Source organism: Paracoccus jiaweipingae (assembly GCF_044335505.1).
Taxonomy (GTDB): domain Bacteria; phylum Pseudomonadota; class Alphaproteobacteria; order Rhodobacterales; family Rhodobacteraceae; genus Paracoccus.
Map to the genome: position 1 here is coordinate 476,972 of NZ_JBISBS010000001.1, position 15,256 is coordinate 492,227.

The 15,256-nt window shown below is 66.3% G+C and carries 17 protein-coding genes and 2 tRNA genes; 9 read left to right on the top strand and 10 right to left on the bottom strand.

What is annotated here, in order from left to right:
- Positions 1 to 91: 91 nt before the first annotated feature.
- Positions 92 to 1,300 (top strand): beta-ketoacyl-[acyl-carrier-protein] synthase family protein, encoded by a 1,209-nt coding sequence (locus ACFXP9_RS02395; RefSeq protein WP_397205797.1) that lies wholly within the window; start codon positions 92 to 94, stop codon positions 1,298 to 1,300.
- 132 nt (positions 1,301 to 1,432) lie between these two features.
- On the opposite strand, the gene ACFXP9_RS02400 is transcribed toward ACFXP9_RS02395, so the two are convergent.
- Positions 1,433 to 2,272, bottom strand: a complete 840-nt coding sequence (locus ACFXP9_RS02400; RefSeq protein ID WP_397205600.1) for an invasion associated locus B family protein — start codon at positions 2,270 to 2,272, stop codon at positions 1,433 to 1,435.
- 541 nt (positions 2,273 to 2,813) lie between these two features.
- Here ACFXP9_RS02400 and ACFXP9_RS02405 point away from each other — a divergent pair.
- Positions 2,814 to 4,409, top strand: coding sequence for a helicase HerA-like domain-containing protein (locus ACFXP9_RS02405; protein ID WP_397205599.1), 1,596 nt, complete (start codon positions 2,814 to 2,816; stop codon positions 4,407 to 4,409).
- Here ACFXP9_RS02405 and ACFXP9_RS02410 read toward each other — a convergent pair.
- Positions 4,352 to 4,723, bottom strand: coding sequence for a DUF6477 family protein (locus ACFXP9_RS02410; RefSeq protein ID WP_397205597.1), 372 nt, complete (start codon positions 4,721 to 4,723; stop codon positions 4,352 to 4,354). The two genes, ACFXP9_RS02405 and ACFXP9_RS02410, sit on opposite strands and share 58 nt — an antisense overlap.
- Before the next feature lie 214 nt (positions 4,724 to 4,937).
- On the opposite strand from ACFXP9_RS02410, the gene ACFXP9_RS02415 reads away from it, so the two are divergent.
- The gene (locus ACFXP9_RS02415) at positions 4,938 to 6,077 is read left to right on the top strand and encodes a DUF6456 domain-containing protein (RefSeq protein WP_397205795.1); all 1,140 of its coding nucleotides are present in this window, start codon (positions 4,938 to 4,940) and stop codon (positions 6,075 to 6,077) included.
- Positions 6,078 to 6,129: 52 nt separating this feature from the next.
- Here ACFXP9_RS02415 and ACFXP9_RS02420 read toward each other — a convergent pair whose 3' ends face one another.
- Entirely contained in the window at positions 6,130 to 6,666 is a 537-nt protein-coding gene (locus tag ACFXP9_RS02420; RefSeq protein ID WP_397205595.1) for a peroxiredoxin, read from the bottom strand.
- A 147-nt stretch (positions 6,667 to 6,813) separates the two neighbouring features.
- On the opposite strand from ACFXP9_RS02420, the gene lipA reads away from it, so the two are divergent.
- The 3 genes from lipA to ACFXP9_RS02435 all read left to right on the top strand — a co-directional run bounded on the left by lipA (position 6,814) and on the right by ACFXP9_RS02435 (position 8,949).
- On the top strand, positions 6,814 to 7,788 hold the full coding sequence (gene lipA, locus ACFXP9_RS02425; protein ID WP_397205593.1) for a lipoyl synthase: 975 nt from the start codon (positions 6,814 to 6,816) through the stop codon (positions 7,786 to 7,788).
- 99 nt (positions 7,789 to 7,887) lie between these two features.
- Positions 7,888 to 7,971, top strand: a tRNA-Leu gene (locus ACFXP9_RS02430).
- A 243-nt stretch (positions 7,972 to 8,214) separates the two neighbouring features.
- Complete coding sequence (locus ACFXP9_RS02435) at positions 8,215 to 8,949, top strand: CatB-related O-acetyltransferase (RefSeq protein ID WP_397205591.1); 735 nt, start codon at positions 8,215 to 8,217, stop codon at positions 8,947 to 8,949.
- Positions 8,950 to 9,039: 90 nt separating this feature from the next.
- Here the strand turns inward: ACFXP9_RS02435 and ACFXP9_RS02440 are convergent.
- A tRNA-Ala gene (locus ACFXP9_RS02440) sits at positions 9,040 to 9,115 on the bottom strand.
- A gap of 161 nt (positions 9,116 to 9,276) precedes the next feature.
- Complete coding sequence (locus ACFXP9_RS02445; RefSeq protein ID WP_397205589.1) at positions 9,277 to 9,600, bottom strand: FYDLN acid domain-containing protein; 324 nt, start codon at positions 9,598 to 9,600, stop codon at positions 9,277 to 9,279.
- A gap of 97 nt (positions 9,601 to 9,697) precedes the next feature.
- Between ACFXP9_RS02445 and ACFXP9_RS02450 the strand changes: the two genes are divergently transcribed.
- The gene (locus tag ACFXP9_RS02450) at positions 9,698 to 10,417 is read left to right on the top strand and encodes a M48 family metallopeptidase (RefSeq protein WP_397205587.1); all 720 of its coding nucleotides are present in this window, start codon (positions 9,698 to 9,700) and stop codon (positions 10,415 to 10,417) included.
- 30 nt (positions 10,418 to 10,447) lie between these two features.
- Complete coding sequence (locus tag ACFXP9_RS02455; RefSeq protein ID WP_397205585.1) at positions 10,448 to 11,092, top strand: GntR family transcriptional regulator; 645 nt, start codon at positions 10,448 to 10,450, stop codon at positions 11,090 to 11,092.
- A gap of 21 nt (positions 11,093 to 11,113) precedes the next feature.
- On the opposite strand, the gene ACFXP9_RS02460 is transcribed toward ACFXP9_RS02455, so the two are convergent.
- The 5 genes from ACFXP9_RS02460 to ACFXP9_RS02480 form a co-directional block, all read right to left on the bottom strand.
- On the bottom strand, positions 11,114 to 11,809 hold the full coding sequence (locus ACFXP9_RS02460; protein WP_397205583.1) for a ceramidase domain-containing protein: 696 nt from the start codon (positions 11,807 to 11,809) through the stop codon (positions 11,114 to 11,116).
- A gap of 106 nt (positions 11,810 to 11,915) precedes the next feature.
- Positions 11,916 to 13,202, bottom strand: a complete 1,287-nt coding sequence (locus ACFXP9_RS02465; RefSeq protein WP_397205581.1) for a homoserine dehydrogenase — start codon at positions 13,200 to 13,202, stop codon at positions 11,916 to 11,918.
- 78 nt (positions 13,203 to 13,280) lie between these two features.
- Entirely contained in the window at positions 13,281 to 13,751 is a 471-nt protein-coding gene (locus ACFXP9_RS02470) for a methyltransferase family protein (RefSeq protein WP_397205579.1), read from the bottom strand.
- A 24-nt stretch (positions 13,752 to 13,775) separates the two neighbouring features.
- Positions 13,776 to 14,300 (bottom strand): hypothetical protein, encoded by a 525-nt coding sequence (locus tag ACFXP9_RS02475; RefSeq protein ID WP_397205577.1) that lies wholly within the window; start codon positions 14,298 to 14,300, stop codon positions 13,776 to 13,778.
- Positions 14,301 to 14,324: 24 nt separating this feature from the next.
- Positions 14,325 to 14,450, bottom strand: coding sequence for a hypothetical protein (locus ACFXP9_RS02480; RefSeq protein WP_397205575.1), 126 nt, complete (start codon positions 14,448 to 14,450; stop codon positions 14,325 to 14,327).
- Positions 14,451 to 14,472: 22 nt separating this feature from the next.
- On the opposite strand from ACFXP9_RS02480, the gene ACFXP9_RS02485 reads away from it, so the two are divergent.
- Complete coding sequence (locus ACFXP9_RS02485; protein ID WP_397205573.1) at positions 14,473 to 15,246, top strand: 5'-nucleotidase, lipoprotein e(P4) family; 774 nt, start codon at positions 14,473 to 14,475, stop codon at positions 15,244 to 15,246.
- The last annotated feature ends 10 nt before the right edge of the window (positions 15,247 to 15,256 follow it).

Genomic DNA, 15,256 nt, shown 5'->3' on the forward strand with positions numbered 1-15,256 from the left:
CGTGGACGGGCCTGCGGCGTCACAGCCTGCAAGGGGCACCCCGCCCGCCGCGCCGGCCTATGTCGCGCCGGTGCCGCAGGGGCCGTCGGGGCTGCGCCGGGTGGCGATTACGGGCGCGGGCACCATCAACGCGCTGGGGCGCAATGTGGCCGATACGCTGGCCGCCTTCCGCGAGGGGCGCTGTGGTATCACCGATCTGGATATCCGCGATGTCGACCGGCTGGGGATTCGCATTGGCGGGCAGGTGCATGACTGGACCCCCGAGGACCATTTCAACCGCCAGCAATGCGTCCTGTATGACAAATTCACCCAGTTCACCCTGCTGGCCGCCAAACAGGCCGTGGCGCAGTCGGGCCTGTCCTTTGCAGGTGAGCTGGGGCTGTGTTCGGGCGTCGTGCTGGGGACGGCAGGCGGCGGCGTGAACACCTGGGACGACAATTACCGCACCGTTTACGAAGAGGGAAAGAACCGCGTTCATCCCTTCGTCGTGCCCCGGCTGATGAACAATGCCGCCGCCAGCCATGTCAGCATGGAATTTGGCCTGCGCGGCCCGTCCTTTACCGTGGCCACCGCCTGCGCCAGTTCCAACCATGCGATGGGTCTGGCTTTCCAGATGGTTCGGTCCGGGGCTGCGCGGGTCATGCTGGCCGGCGGGTCCGAGGCGATGCTGTGCTTTGGCGGCATCAAGGCATGGGAGGGGCTGCGGGTGATGTCACGCGACGCCTGCCGCCCGTTCAGCGCCAATCGCAACGGCATGGTTCAGGGCGAGGGCGCGGGCGTGTTCGTCTTCGAGGATTATGACCACGCTGTCGCCCGTGGCGCCGATATTCTGGCCGAGGTGGTGGGCTTTGCCATGTCATCAGACGCGCAGGACATCGTGATGCCAAGCGCGCAGGGGGCCGAACGCGCCATTACCGGCGCGATGCAGGATGCGCGGCTGAACCCCGATCAGGTCGGCTATATCAACGCGCATGGCACCGGCACGGCGGCCAATGACAAGACCGAATGCGCCGCCGTGGCCCATGCTTTCGGGCCACATGCCGACCGGCTGATGATGTCCTCGACCAAGTCGATGCACGGGCATCTGATCGGCGGCACCGGCGCGGTGGAATTGCTGGCCTGTATCATGGCACTGCGCGATGGCGTGATCGCCCCCACCATCGGATACGAGGAACCCGACCCCGAATGCGCGCTGGACGTGGTCCCCAACACCGCGCGCGAGGCCCGCGTCGATGTGGTTCTGTCCAACGCCTTTGCCTTTGGCGGGCTGAACGCGGTGATCGCGCTGCGCCGGGTCTGAAGGCGCGGGCGGTTCGCGCGCGTAACGCCGGGGCCGTCGGGGGGGCACATTAGCCCCGAAAAAGCATTACGCCCGAAAAAGGCCCGCCATTGGCGGGCCTTTCGCAATCATCGGGTCGGTTAGCTGACGCGATCAGTTGGCGGGCTTGGCCGCATCGGCGGCGGGTGCGTCCTTGCGGGCGGCTTCGGCGGCGGCCTGAAGCTCTTTCGCGATCTTGCTCAGCTCGTCATAACCGGCGGTAAAGCCTTTCAGCGACAGGTTCAGGTTGAACATCTCGGCTTCCGGGGCGCCATAGGGCAGCAGGCTGACGGTGGCCTTGTTGCCGCGCTTAAGCTGCGCCAGCTCGTCCGCGGTAAAGCCCATCCGCGCCACACAGCCGACCGGCGCGCAGAAATTGAACGGATAGCCGCGTTTCTTGCCCGCATCGACCTGAACCGCGATGCCATGCAGCAGGTCGGTTTCCAGCGGCGCCACCAGCGTCGCGCCAGCCACGGCCTTGCCGCCGCCGAACAGCGGGATCAGCGTTGCCTCGGCCACGGCAGTGCCCTTGTCGTCCTTCATCAGCTGATACAGCTCGCACGGGTCGTGACCCTCGGCGGTCTTGATGCAGCGCAGGGTCCAGTCGCCAAAGGTTTCCTTGGCGTAATAGGTGCCGGTCTGCGGCGCGTCATCCTTGGCCGCTGCCGGGGCATCCGCCGCCGGGGTCGCGGGGGCGTCTGCGGCGGGGGCATCCGCTGCGGGGGCGTCCGCCGCCGCTGCGTCGCTGGCGGCTTTGGCGGCGTCATTGGCCGCATCGGCGGCTTTGGTCGCGGCATCCGCCGCATCCTTGGCTTCGGCAGCAGGGGCGGTGGTGTCGGTTGCGGCATCTGCCGCCGGGGCCGGGGGCGTGGCGTCCTGCGCCAGCGCGAAACCGGCGGGGCCGGTAATGGTGAAAATCGCGGCAAGAAGGGCCGAAGAAGTCTTGGCTGCCATGTGAAGCGTTCCTTTGAATGTCAGTCCGGTGCCGGAATAGCACGGCAAGGCCCGGCTGTCAGGCCTTGGCCGTTCAACGTATCGGGAAGGTGGCGCGTTCCCCGGTCAAAAGGCAAGGCCCGATTTGCGGCCGCGGCGGGCCGGGGCGCGGGCGGATGGGTGAAAGCCGCTGCGGGGCGGTATTTGCCTGCGCCATTCGCGCCGCCACCCGCGCCAGACGCAGCCGCGCCTGATCCCGGCCCACCGGGGGGTGAATATGTGCAGGAAACGGCATGTTTTGCGGGGCAAACGGAAAAGGGCCGCGTGATCCGCGACCCTTTTCACTCCTACCCTGCCGGACTGGCCGGTCATCATTGGGCGTCAGGCTAGCGGGGGATGGTTCAACGGTCAACCATTTTCACAAAACCGACAGATCCCTGCGACGGGGCATGTTGACGCGCGCAGTCATGGCCCTTGGCCGGTGGCGCCTGTCATGGCAGTAACGCAGACAGCGACAGCGGCCAGCGGATTGGCCGGGCAGGAAAAACGGGGGTGGTCAGGGATGAAAACGGTCGATCTGGAACAGGGCGTGGTGTTTGTGGGCGGCGGCGGGGCGGATTATGCCGAACCCCAGCACCTGCTGCTGAAATATGCCAACCGGCACGGGCTGATCGCGGGGGCGACCGGCACCGGCAAGACCGTGACCCTGCAAACGCTGGCCGAATCGTTCTCGGACGCGGGGGTGCCGGTGTTCATGGCCGATGTGAAGGGCGATCTGTCGGGCATCGCCAAACCCGGCAGTGCGGATGCCAAACTGCATCAGCCCTTCAGCCAGCGCGCGGAAAAGATCGGGTTCGACCTGCGCTATGACCGCTATCCGGTCACTTTCTGGGATATCTGGGGCGAACAGGGCCATCCCGTGCGCACCACCCCGGCCGAGATGGGGCCGCTGTTGCTGTCGCGGCTGCTGGAACTGACCGAAGCACAGGAAGGGGTGATGAACATCGCCTTCCGTGTCGCGGATGAACAGGGGCTTGCGCTGCTGGATCTGGCCGACCTTCAGGCGATGCTGGTCTGGGTGGGGCAGAACGCGAAGGATCTGTCGCTGAAATACGGCAATGTCTCGACCGCATCGGTGGGGGCGATCCAGCGGCGGTTGCTGGTCTTGGAAAATCAGGGCGGCGACCGGCTGTTTGGCGAACCGGCGCTGGCGCTGTCCGACATCATCCGCCAGGACGCGGGCGGCAAGGGCGTGATCAATGTGCTGGCGGCGGACAAGCTGATGAACGCGCCGCGCCTTTACGCCACCTTCCTGTTGTGGCTGCTGTCGGAACTGTTCGAGCAACTGCCCGAGGTGGGCGACCCCGACAAACCCCGCGTGGCGTTCTTTTTCGACGAGGCGCATCTGTTGTTCGACGATGCCCCGGCGGCGCTGATCGACAAGGTCGAACAGGTGGCGCGGCTGATCCGGTCGAAAGGGGTCAGCATCTGGTTCGTGACCCAGAACCCCGCCGATGTGCCCGATTCGGTTCTGGGCCAGTTGGGCAATCGTGTTCAGCACGCGCTGCGCGCCTTTACCGCCAAAGACCAGAAGGCGCTGCGGCAGGCCGCCGAAAATTACCGCGCCAATCCCGGTTTCGACACCGCCGAGGCCATCCAGCATGTCGGCACCGGCGAGGCCGTGACCTCGTTTCTGGAAGCCAAGGGTGTGCCGGGGATGGTGCGCCGCACGCTGATCCGGCCACCGCAGTCACAGCTGGGACCGGTCAGCGCGGCGGAACGGGCGGCGATTATGGCGGCATCCGGGATGGGGCTGAAATACGACCAGACGGTCGATCGCGAATCGGCGCGCGAAATGCTGGCGGCACGCGCCGCCGATGCCGCCCGGCAGGCCGAAAAAGCCGCCGCGGATGACGATTTGTTCCAGATGGATGGCGACGGCTTCCGTCAGGGCCGCCGATACCGCGCCGGTGACGATGACACCCGCCGCACCAGCACCGGCACCAGCACCGGCAGCCGCCAGACCAGCCGCAGCGCCGCCAGCCGCAGCGACAGCATCGCCGAGGCCTTTGGCAAAAGTCTGGCGCGTCAGGTGGGGACTCAGGCCGGGCGGGCACTGGTGCGCGGGGTGCTGGGGTCGCTGTTCCGCGCCCGCTGAGCACGCATTTCCGCCAGAATCGCCACCATCAGCAACACATGCCGGTGCATGTCGTAATCGGGGCGCCGCGCCAGCCGGGCGGCGTTCTGGGCTGATTCGGCCTGATGTAACAGCGCCAGCGCCGTGTCATGTCCGGGCAGGGCCTCGCAGCGCAGCAGCCGGGGCAGGTCGCGCCCGCGTTTCCACAGCGACTGTCCGGCCTGCGCGGCCCGGATCAGGCTGCGCGGGCGGCGCAGCTTTTGGGCCGGTTCAGCGGCCCCCAATGCGCGGCTGGTCAGCGGAAAGGCGATGATATTGGGAATGTGACAGGTCATGGCAGCCTCGGGTCAGATGATTCGGCTGACAGAATGGCACAACCTTTGCGGGTGTTGCGGAATCCGGTAAACAGCGCGCGGTCAGGCAAGGATTCGTTAAGGATTATTAGCGAAAGGTAAGCACATCACCGCCGAATCCCGGTTCAGCCGGTTCGGCAAAACAACCCAAGGATGATTCGCGCCCCAGCCGAATCGTCTTTCAGGATCAAAAGGACTGATGATGAGCTTGCTGCCCACGGATTTCGCCACCCAAACCCCTGTCGAAACCGCGCGCCCCGACCAGGGGGATTGCGTCCCGCAGGACCCGGCGGCGACCGATCAGGCGCTGGCCGCAGCCGAGGACGCGAAATTGTATCTGCGCCATGTCGAGGGCGGCGAATCGATCCGCGCCCTTGCGCGCGAGGCGGGCTGTCACCCCTCGACCATGCTGCGCCGTATCCGCAAATATGAACAACGCCGCGACGATCCGGTGGTGGACCGCGCCATCGCACAGGCCGGCAAGCGCAGCGACAAGGCCGCGATGCTGCGGGTGCTGCGCCGTCTGGCGGAACCGCGCGCGCAACTGGCCCTGTCCGAGGTTATGGACAAGGCCATTGTCAGCCGCGATGACTTGCGCACCGCCATCCTGCCACGGGCGCTGGCGCAGGACATCGTGCTGCGCGGCTGGGTCGACCTGCTGGGGTCGGGGCGGATTGCGCGCTATCGGCTGAACGGCAGCGGTCGCGCCGCGCTGCGCAACCTGTCGCGCCCCGGCAGCCCGATTCCGCGCCATGACGATCTGACCGATGCCCGCCCGGTGGGCGTGGCCGAACAGGCCGCGGGGTTCGACCCCGCCCCCAGCCATGCCGACCGCCACCGCCTGTGGGAGGACCGCGTCCTGCCCGACCCCGAGGATGGCAAACGCCGCCGGATGCGGGTCAATGTCGCGGAAAGCCCGCTTGGCCTGCTGGCGCGGCGCAGCGGCCCGGATGGCCAGCCGTTCCTTGGCCGCGATCTGGTCGCCGCCGGCGAACGCATCCGCGAAGATTACGAACTGGCGCAGATGGGGCCGCGCGTCACCCAGAACTGGGACGGGTTCATGACCGCCGGCATCGACAGTGGCCGCAACGGCGCCCGGCTTGGCGGCGGTTCGGTCGCGGCGCGCGACCGGGTGGCGGCGGCGCTGCGTGAACTGGGGCCGGGGATGGGCGATATCGTGCTGCGCGTCTGTTGTTTTCTGGAAGGGATCGAGATGACCGAACGCCGTCTTGGCTGGTCGGCGCGATCGGGCAAGGTGGTGCTGAAGCTGGCGCTGATGCGGCTGGAACGCCACTATGCCGAAACCTATGGCAAGGGCGCGCCGCTGATCGGATAAGAAAAAAGGGGCCATCGCGGCCCCTTTTCCACTGTCGCAAATGCGGTTGCGATCAGGCTTTGTTGTCTTCCAGCCATTTCAGCACGGTTTCGGGCGACGATTCGCCGTAAGGGTCGGTGGCGCAGTCGTCGCAGCGGCCCTCTTCTTCGAACCACGCCTCGATCTTGCCATCATTGACCACGGCGGCATAGCGCCAGCTGCGCGGGCCAAAGCCCAGATTGTCCTTGCGCACCAGCATACCCATCTGGTCCGTGAACGCGCCCGAGCCGTCGGGGATGACCTTGACGTTGCTCAGGCCCTGCGCCTCGGCCCATTTGTTCATCACGAAGCTGTCATTGACCGACAGGCAGTAGATCTCGTCGATGCCCAGTTCACGGAACTTGTCGGCGTTCTTTTCAAAGCCCGGCAGCTGATAGGTCGAGCAGGTCGGCGTGAACGCGCCCGGCAGCGAGAACAGCACAACGCGCTTGCCCTTGAAATAATCATCCGTGGTCACAGGCTGCCAGCGGAAGGGGTTGGGACCGCCGACCGATTCGTCGCGGACGCGGGTCTGGAAGGTCACTTGCGGAACATTGGCGCCGATTTCCATGGCGGTTTCTCCTGTTCGGTGGGTGTGTCCGGCACCTCTAGCACCGCCGCGCCCGCCCCGCAAACCCGCCCGCGGACGCATCGCCGCGTTGAACTGTGCGGCCAAACGGCCTAAATCGGGGGGATCACAGCCAAAGGCGCCATTCCCATGACCGATCAGCCCGTTCCCCTGCTGACCCCTGCGCGGAAATCCGCCGCACGCCACCCCGAAAAGGCGCATAAGCCCGATCAGGCGCAGCCGAAAAAGCCGGACTGGATTCGCGTCAAGGCCCCGGTCAGTCAGGGCTACAAGGACACCCGCGACCTGTTGCGCAACAACCGCCTGTCGACCGTCTGCGAAGAGGCCGGCTGCCCGAATGTGGGCGAATGCTGGTCGCAGGGCCACGCCACCATGATGATCATGGGCGAGGTCTGCACCCGTGGCTGTTCCTTCTGCAACGTCATCACCGGCAAGCCTGACGCGCTGGATGTGTTCGAACCCGGTCGCGTCGCCCACGCGGTGCAAAAGCTGGGTCTGCGCCATGTCGTGATCACCTCGGTCGACCGCGACGATCTGGACGATGGCGGGGCCGAGCATTTCGCCCAGACCATCCGCGCCATCCGCCACCGCTCGCCCGACAGCACGATCGAGATCCTGACCCCTGACTTTCTGAAGGCCAGCCCCGGCGCGCTGGAAACCGTGGTCGAGGCCCGGCCCGACGTGTTCAACCACAATCTGGAAACCGTGCCCGGCCTTTACCCGACGGTGCGTCCCGGCGCGCGCTATTTCCACAGCCTGCGGCTGTTGCAGAAGGTCAAGGAACTGGACCCGGCGATGTTCACCAAATCCGGCATCATGGTCGGCCTTGGCGAGGACCGGCAGGGCGTGTTGCAGGTGATGGATGACATGCGCGCGGCGGATGTCGATTTCATCACCATCGGCCAGTATCTGCAACCGACGCCCAAACACCACCGCGTCGACCGTTTCGTCCCCCCCGAGGAATTCGCCGGATACGAAAAATCGGCCTATGGCAAGGGCTTCCTGATGGTTTCGGCCACGCCGCTGACGCGATCCAGCTATCACGCCGGGGACGATTTCGCGCAGTTACGCGCCGCGCGTCTGGAAAAACTGGGCCGCGCCTGAGGCCAGACCAAAGGCGCGCCCGCGCCGGCAGGGGGCGGGCAGGGGGTGGCGCAACTTTCCCTTGCCGCGCCCCGGCGCTGCGGTTATGTCACCCCAAGGGCCCGAGTGGCGGAATGGTAGACGCAGCGGATTCAAAATCCGCCGCCGCAAGGCATGTCGGTTCGAGTCCGACCTCGGGTACCAGCCCTGACCTGACCTTGACGAATGTATTTGCCGCTGCCGTGCCCGGCCGTCCGCGCGCTGGTAAACGCGTCTGCCGCAGCGCTTTTCCGGCAACGGTATTCCCCCGGTGTCAAGTCGCAGCCCCATGAAATGCAATGTCTTTTTCACTTGGGGGTGGTGTCATGTCAGGCGATGCATTCGCAGCGGGCTTTGACAGCGCGGGTTTTGCCGGGCAAGCTGTGCGCCCGGACAAAAGGGGTGGGCATGGTGCAGGACCGGTTTGTGATCACCGATGCGGGTGCGGCCTTGCGCAGCGGGCTTGTGGCGTGGCGCGGCCTCAGGACCGGTCAGCCGGTCAGGCAATGTCACGCCGAATTTGAACTGTTCGGCGAACATCCTGCGCTTGACCTGATGCCCATGGGGGCTTTCAGCTATACCCACTCGCTGTTTCATTGCACCCGTGTCGGACGATATTGTTCGATTGCCGAAAACGTCCGGGTGATGGGCGACAGTCATCCGCATCACTGGGTGTCGACCAGCCCGCAATTCTATTCCGCGTGGAACCGCCGGCGCTCGGCCATGCCCCAGCCGCAGAGGGCGCTGTCCTATACGGACAAGCGATTTCCGGTGTCGATCGGGCATGATGTCTGGATCGGGCAGGATGTGCTGCTGAAGGGCGGCATCCACGTCGGCGATGGCGCGGTGATCGCGGCAGGGGCGGTGGTGACACGCGATGTGCCCCCTTACAGCATCATGGGCGGGGTCCCGGCACGGGTGATCCGGCCCAGATTCGACCCAGATATCGCGCAGCGCCTGCACGACCTTCAATGGTGGCTGGCCGAACCGTCCCAGATCATCGACCTGCCTATCGACCAGCCCCGGCGGTTTGTCGAAATGGCCGAGGCCGCCAAACCGCAATGGCGGATCAAGCCCCTGGCTTACAAAACGCTGGCGCATCACCTTCAGGACGGCGCGATCAAAGGCGTTGCCCCCGCCTGACCACACGGCCCGACCGCGATGTGCCGCCTGGCCGAAGCCCCATAACAGGGCGCTTTCAGCCCGCAGGAAAAATATATTCAAAGGATGAATTGGTGGAGCCAAGGGGAGTCGAACCCCTGACCTCTTGAATGCCATTCAAGCGCTCTACCAACTGAGCTATGGCCCCACCGGAGGTCCGCATCGGTGTGTCACCGTCTGCGTGTGGCGTCGTATATGGGCTGTTTCGCGGCGGCGCAACCCGAAAAATGCAGTTTCGTCATCCTTGTGTCGCAAAAAATCAAACGGGGCCCAAAAGGCCCCGTTTTTCAATTTGTTAGCGCAGAATTTTTATTCGTCATCGTCGTTCGATACATCCGCGATGTCGTCCAGCGAGACATTGTCGTCATCGTCGTCATCATCCAGCAGATCATCGTCCAGATCGCCGTCGCTGCCGGCATCGTCCAGATCGTCGTCATCCAGCACATCGGACTGGTCGTCATCCTCGCGGGCGGTCTTGTTGGTCACCAGCGACCGCGACCGGCCATTGGTCAGGCTTTCCAGCGTGAACACATTGCCACAGGCGGGGCAGGTCATCGGGTCTTTGTTCAGGTCGTAAAAGCGCGTCGCGCAATGCGGGCACAGGCGTTTCGTGCCCCATTCCTCTTTGGGCATGGCAATCTCCTTCAGCCGCCATTAGACAGGTAAATCCGGTGTCCCCTGCCACAGCGCGCAGGGGCTGTCAAAGCATTTCGGGCAGGCAAACACGGCAATGGGCAACAGTGTCACAATCCCGGATCAGATCGCGCTGGATGGCGGTATCCGGGTGCGGCTGCGGCGCGTGGCGCGGGCGCGGCGGATGGTTTTGCGGGTCTCGCGCAGTGACGGCGCGGTGACGCTGTCGCTGCCGGCGCGGGCAACACTGGCACAGGCGCGCGCCTTTCTGGACAGCAGGGCAGACTGGCTGGCCCGCACCGTCGCCGCCATGCCGGGACCGGCGCTGGTGGCCCATGGCGCACAGCTGCCGGTGGCGGGGCAGGTGCTGACCGTGACCCCGGCCCCCGTGCGTCTGGTCGGGGTGCAGGGTGCGGCCCTGCTGGTCCCGGCCAGCCGCCCCGCCGGGCCGCTGGTGCAGGCATGGCTGAAACACCGCGCCCATGACCGGCTGTGTCAGGCCTGTGACGGCTTTGCGCTGCGGCTGGGGCGGCGGGTGACGGCGATCAGCCTGCGCGACACCCGGTCGCGCTGGGGCAGTTGCACCCATGACGGGCGGCTGATGTTTTCGTGGCGGCTGGCCATGGCGCCGCCGCCGGTGCTGGATTACGTCGCCGCGCACGAGGTCGCGCATCTGGCGCATATGGATCATTCCCCGGCGTTCTGGTCCCAGGTTGAAACCCTGATGCCGGGCCACGCGCCGCATCGCGCCTGGCTGCGCCGACATGGCGCCGACCTGTTGCGCTGGCGGTTCCGTGGCGATGGCATTGCCGATTGACGGCGCGCCTTTTTGTGATCACAAAACAGCATGAGCCAACGCCGCCCCCCGGAACCCGCCGCGCATGAGCGCCTGTACCGCGCCCTGCGCGCGCGCATTCTGGTGGGTGAACTGGCACCTTCCGCGGCGCTGACGCTGCGCGGTCTGGCGCAGGACTACGGCACCTCGATGACGCCCGCGCGCGAGGCTGTGCGCAGGCTGGTGGCCGAAGGGGCGCTGGTGCTGTCAGCCTCGGGGCGGGTGACGACGCCCGCGCTGTCCGATGACCGGATCGAGGAACTGGCCGCGCTGCGGGCGCTGATCGAACCCGAACTGGCGGCGCGCGCCCTGCCACGGGCGCATTTCGCGCTGATTGACCGGCTGGCCGCGATCAACAGCGGCATTGCCGAGGCCGTTCAGCGCCATGACGCGGTCGGCTATATCCGCAGCAATCTGGAATTTCACCGCACGCTTTACCTGCGCGCGCAGGCCCCGGCGATGCTGGCGATGCTGGAAACCATCTGGCTGCAACTGGGGCCGACGATGCGGGCGCTTTACGGGCGCGTCAAACGCAACGACCCGCCGCGTCATCACCGGATGATCCTGGCGGCGCTGCGGGCCGGGGATGAGCCTTCGCTGCGGCTGGCGGTGCGGGCCGATGTCACCCACGGGCTGCGCCATCTGTCCGGCGGCTGAGGCCAAAGGCCCCCCGAACCATCACCCTGCGCGGGGACTGCGGATCAGCACTTGCAGCAACAGGCCGATCATCAGCCCGTTCAGCAGATGCCAGATGAAATGCACCCCCAGCGGCAGCGTCGCGCAGACCCGCATATCCAGCGTCCGCGCGATCAGCGAGACCAGAAAAACCGCCCCCGCCGCCGCGATCCAGCCCCGCATCGGGTGCCGGCGCCGCCACGTCACCACGCCGAAAACCGCAAAGGCAATCACCGCAGGCAGATACTGCCCTGACCCGTTCAGCGGGTCTGTGGCCGGACCGACCGGCGCGTGATCCGGCCCGCCGCCGCCCATGGTTGCCAGATACAGAACGGTTATCCCCGCCAAAACCGCCAGCGCCATCGCCACCACGCGACCGGGGCGCACCCCACCAAGCCGCGACATGGCCACAAACACATACAGCGCCACAAAGGACCAGATCGGCACCACATCGGCATATTCCGACCAGCGATTGGCAAAGGTGTGAAACAGAAATGACCCCAGCCCGATCAGCCCGGCCAGCCCGATCAGCCCCCAGATCAGCGGGTTCGGCTCGGCCTGCCGCCGCGCCTCGGACCAGCCCCAGATCGCGGCCAGAATGAAGGACAGGTTGGTCAGGGCATTGACCGGCTCGGCCCAGAAGGACGGGTCCAGCCGCTCGCAGTAGATATCAATCGGCTGGGTCCAGAACGCGGGCATCGGGGCCTCCCTGATCGTCCCCTCAAGCTTGCGCAACATCGCGGCGGCGCGCAAGCCTGTGCATCTTCGTTGCCCAAATACCCGGCGGCCGCGCGGCCGGTGCGGGTTACAGTTCCTCGATCCGCAATTCGACCGGCTCTCCGACCAGAACGCCGGTGGCGGGCAGGGCGGCGATGGCGTGGTCGATGGCCTCGGGGGTGGTGGAATGCGTGACGATCAGCACCGGCGCCTGACCGGTGTCGCTGTCATATTGCCGCATCTGGTCGATGGAAATCCCGGCATCGCCAAGCACCGTGGCCACCTTGGCCAGCGCGCCGGGTTTGTCCAGCAATTCCATGCGCATGTAATAGGGCGCAGGCACGGCGGTGCGGGCCGGCACCGGGGCCGACAGCGCGGTCGCGGGCTGGCCAAAGACCGGCAGGCGCACATTGCGGGCCAGATCGACAATATCGGACATGACGGCGCTGGCGGTCGGGCCTTCGCCCGCACCGGCGCCGCGCAGCACGATCTGACCGACGCTGTCGCCCTCGATCACCACCATATTGGTGCCGCCCTGCAACTGGCCGATGGGGCTGTCGGCGGGCACCAGACAGGGCGACATGCGCTGTTCCAGCCCGCGCCCGGTCATCTGGGCCACGCCCAACAGCTTGATGCGATAGCCCAGTTCCCCGGCGCGGCGGATATCGTCGATGCTGACGCGCTCGATCCCCTCAATCTCGACCGCGTCAAAGGCGACGCGGCTGCCAAAGGCGATCGAGGACAGGATGGCCAGCTTGTGGCTGGCGTCGATCCCCCCCACATCCAGCGTCGGGTCAGCCTCAAGATAGCCCAGTTGCCGGGCCTCTTCGAACACCGCCTCATAGGGCAGGCCCGCCGATTCCATCCGCGTCAGGATGTAATTGCAGGTGCCGTTCATTACCCCCATCACCCGCTGGATGCGGTTGCCGGCCAGCGATTCGGTCATCGCCTTGATGACCGGAATGCCCCCGGCCACGGCGGCCTCGTAACGGATGGTGCGGCCAAGCGATTCGGCCAGCAGGGCCAGTTCCTGCCCATGTTCGGCCAGCAGGGCCTTGTTGGCGGTCACCACGTCCTTGCCGGCACGCAGGGCGATCTCGGTCGCTTCGCGGGCGATGCCGGTCGACCCGCCGATCAGTTCGACGAACAGGTCGACGTCGTCGCGCGCCGCCAGAACGCGGGCATCGGTTTCCCAGTGATAGCCCGACAGGTCGGCATCGCGGTTCTTGCGCGGGTCGCGGGCGCTGACGGCGCTGATGGCGACCGGGCGACCGGCGCGCGCGCACAGCAGGTCCATATGCTGCTGGATGATCTTGACGACACCGATACCGACAGTGCCAAGACCGGCAATGCCAAGACGCAGGGGGGCGGACATGGGGGGCCTCTTTTTTCTGCTTCGCGCGGTGTTAGCCTGCCACGGGCGGCGTTGCAACGCGGCCCGGCGCAAAAGCCGTCAGATCCAGCGCCGGGTTTCGGCCCGATAGGCGGCGTAATCGTGCGGAAAGCGGGCGGCCAGACGCGCCTCTTCGGGCAGGATGAAACGCCGGGTCAGCACCAGCATGAACAGCGGCACCAGCACCGGCAGGGCATAGGGGGCCGAAAACACCAGACACAGCCCGGCCAGCAACAGCGCATCGGCCAGATAGATCGGATTGCGCGAGATCAGATAGGCCCCCCCGGTGACCAGCGCGCGGGCATCCCGATGCGGGTGCAGGGTGCTGTGCCGCATCACGATCTGGACCGCAGCGGCCGCCATCAGCACCAGCGCCGAAAAGATCACCGGCCAGCCGATCACCCATTGCAGCGTGCTGTCCACCGGCAGCACCCGCCCCGCCACGAAGGCCAGCGCGGCAAACCCGGCCAGCCAGACCGGCGGCAGGTCGATCAGGCCGGAAACAGGGTGGTCGGAACGGGCAGGGCGCATTGGTCGGGCCTTTCGGTTGGGGACCTATCGTGGCAGGGTCTCGTCGCCCCAGCCGCCCTCGATCCCGGTGCGGCGCATGATGCCGACGACGCGGCGGGTCAGGCCAAGGCAGCGGGCGTTGACCTCGTCCAGTTGCGCCACGCTGAAGGTGCCGTCAAAGGACTTGCCGCGGGTATTGATGAAATCGGGGTGCCATTCGCCCTCGCGCGGGGTGGGCTTCCACGAGGCATGACAGATCAGGTTGCGGTCGTCGCGCAGCACACGCAGGGCCTCGACCAGTTCGTGATCCTCGGCCATGTCGGGGTTTTTTCCCATCGCGGCGGCAAAGCTGTCGATCAGGGTGCCAAGGGAATCATCGGCCAGATCCTCGATCCGCTGCACCCAGCGGCGCAGGGCGGCCTCGCTGGGGTCGGCCCCCAGATGGTGCTGGCTGATGGCATAGATCGCCCGTTTCAGCGCCTCTTCCAGATAGCCAAAGCCCGCCACGCAATGCCCGATCGCGGTGGCGAAATCGTCGGGCAGGCGGTGCGGGGCGCGCGGAAAGGACATGGCGGGTCCGTCTGTGAGGCCGCGTCATGGCCCGGTGACGGGCGGCGGCAGGGTGTTCCATGCGTGGCACAGCGCCGCCGCAAGGGCAAGCCGCGCGGCGGGGTAAACCGGGTTGCAGCCCACCGGTCGGGTATGTTTGCCTGTGCTCATCTGACCAGGCAAAGGACTGACGATGCAACATGCCGTGACCCTGACCGCCGCCCTGCTGGCCGCCACCACCGCCGTTCAGGCCGAAACCGCGCCCGCGCCCGAATCTGTGCCCGATGCCCCGTCCTGTCAGGTGGCGGAATACGCGATGGCGATCCGCTGGCAGCAGGCCTCGGGCGAGGCGGCGGCGTTGCAGCATCAGGCCTATGCGCTGGCGCGGCTGCGTCTGGACGCGGCGCTGGAAAAAGGCGGCGAGGGAACGCCCGCCATCGTCACGGATCTGGATGAAACGGTTCTGGATAACAGCGCCCTGCTGGCGCGCGATGTCGCGGCCTGCCACGATTTCACCGGCTGGGACACCTGGAAGGACTGGGAACGCAATGGCCAGCCGACGCTGATCCCCGGTGCCAAAGCGTTTCTGGATTATGCCGACAGCAAGGGGGTGGCGATCTATTACATTTCGGACCGCTATGACGAAAACAAGGATGCCACGCTGGCGACGCTGACCGGGTTGGGGCTGCCGCAGGTCAGCGCCGATCACGTTTTGCTGCTTGGCCCGCCCAAGGGGGATCGCCGCGCCATCGTTGAAAAGGACCATCGCATCGTGCTGATGCTGGGGGATACGCTGCACGATTTCGAAACCGAATTCGAGGGCAGCGATGCCGCCCCGCAAAAGGCCCGCGTGGGCGAACAGGCCGACCGGTTCGGGGTGGACTGGATCATGCTGCCCAACCCCACCTATGGCGATTTCAAGCGGTCTGGCCTGCAGGGCTGGGATGCGCCGATCGTGACCGAATAAGCCGCTGTCC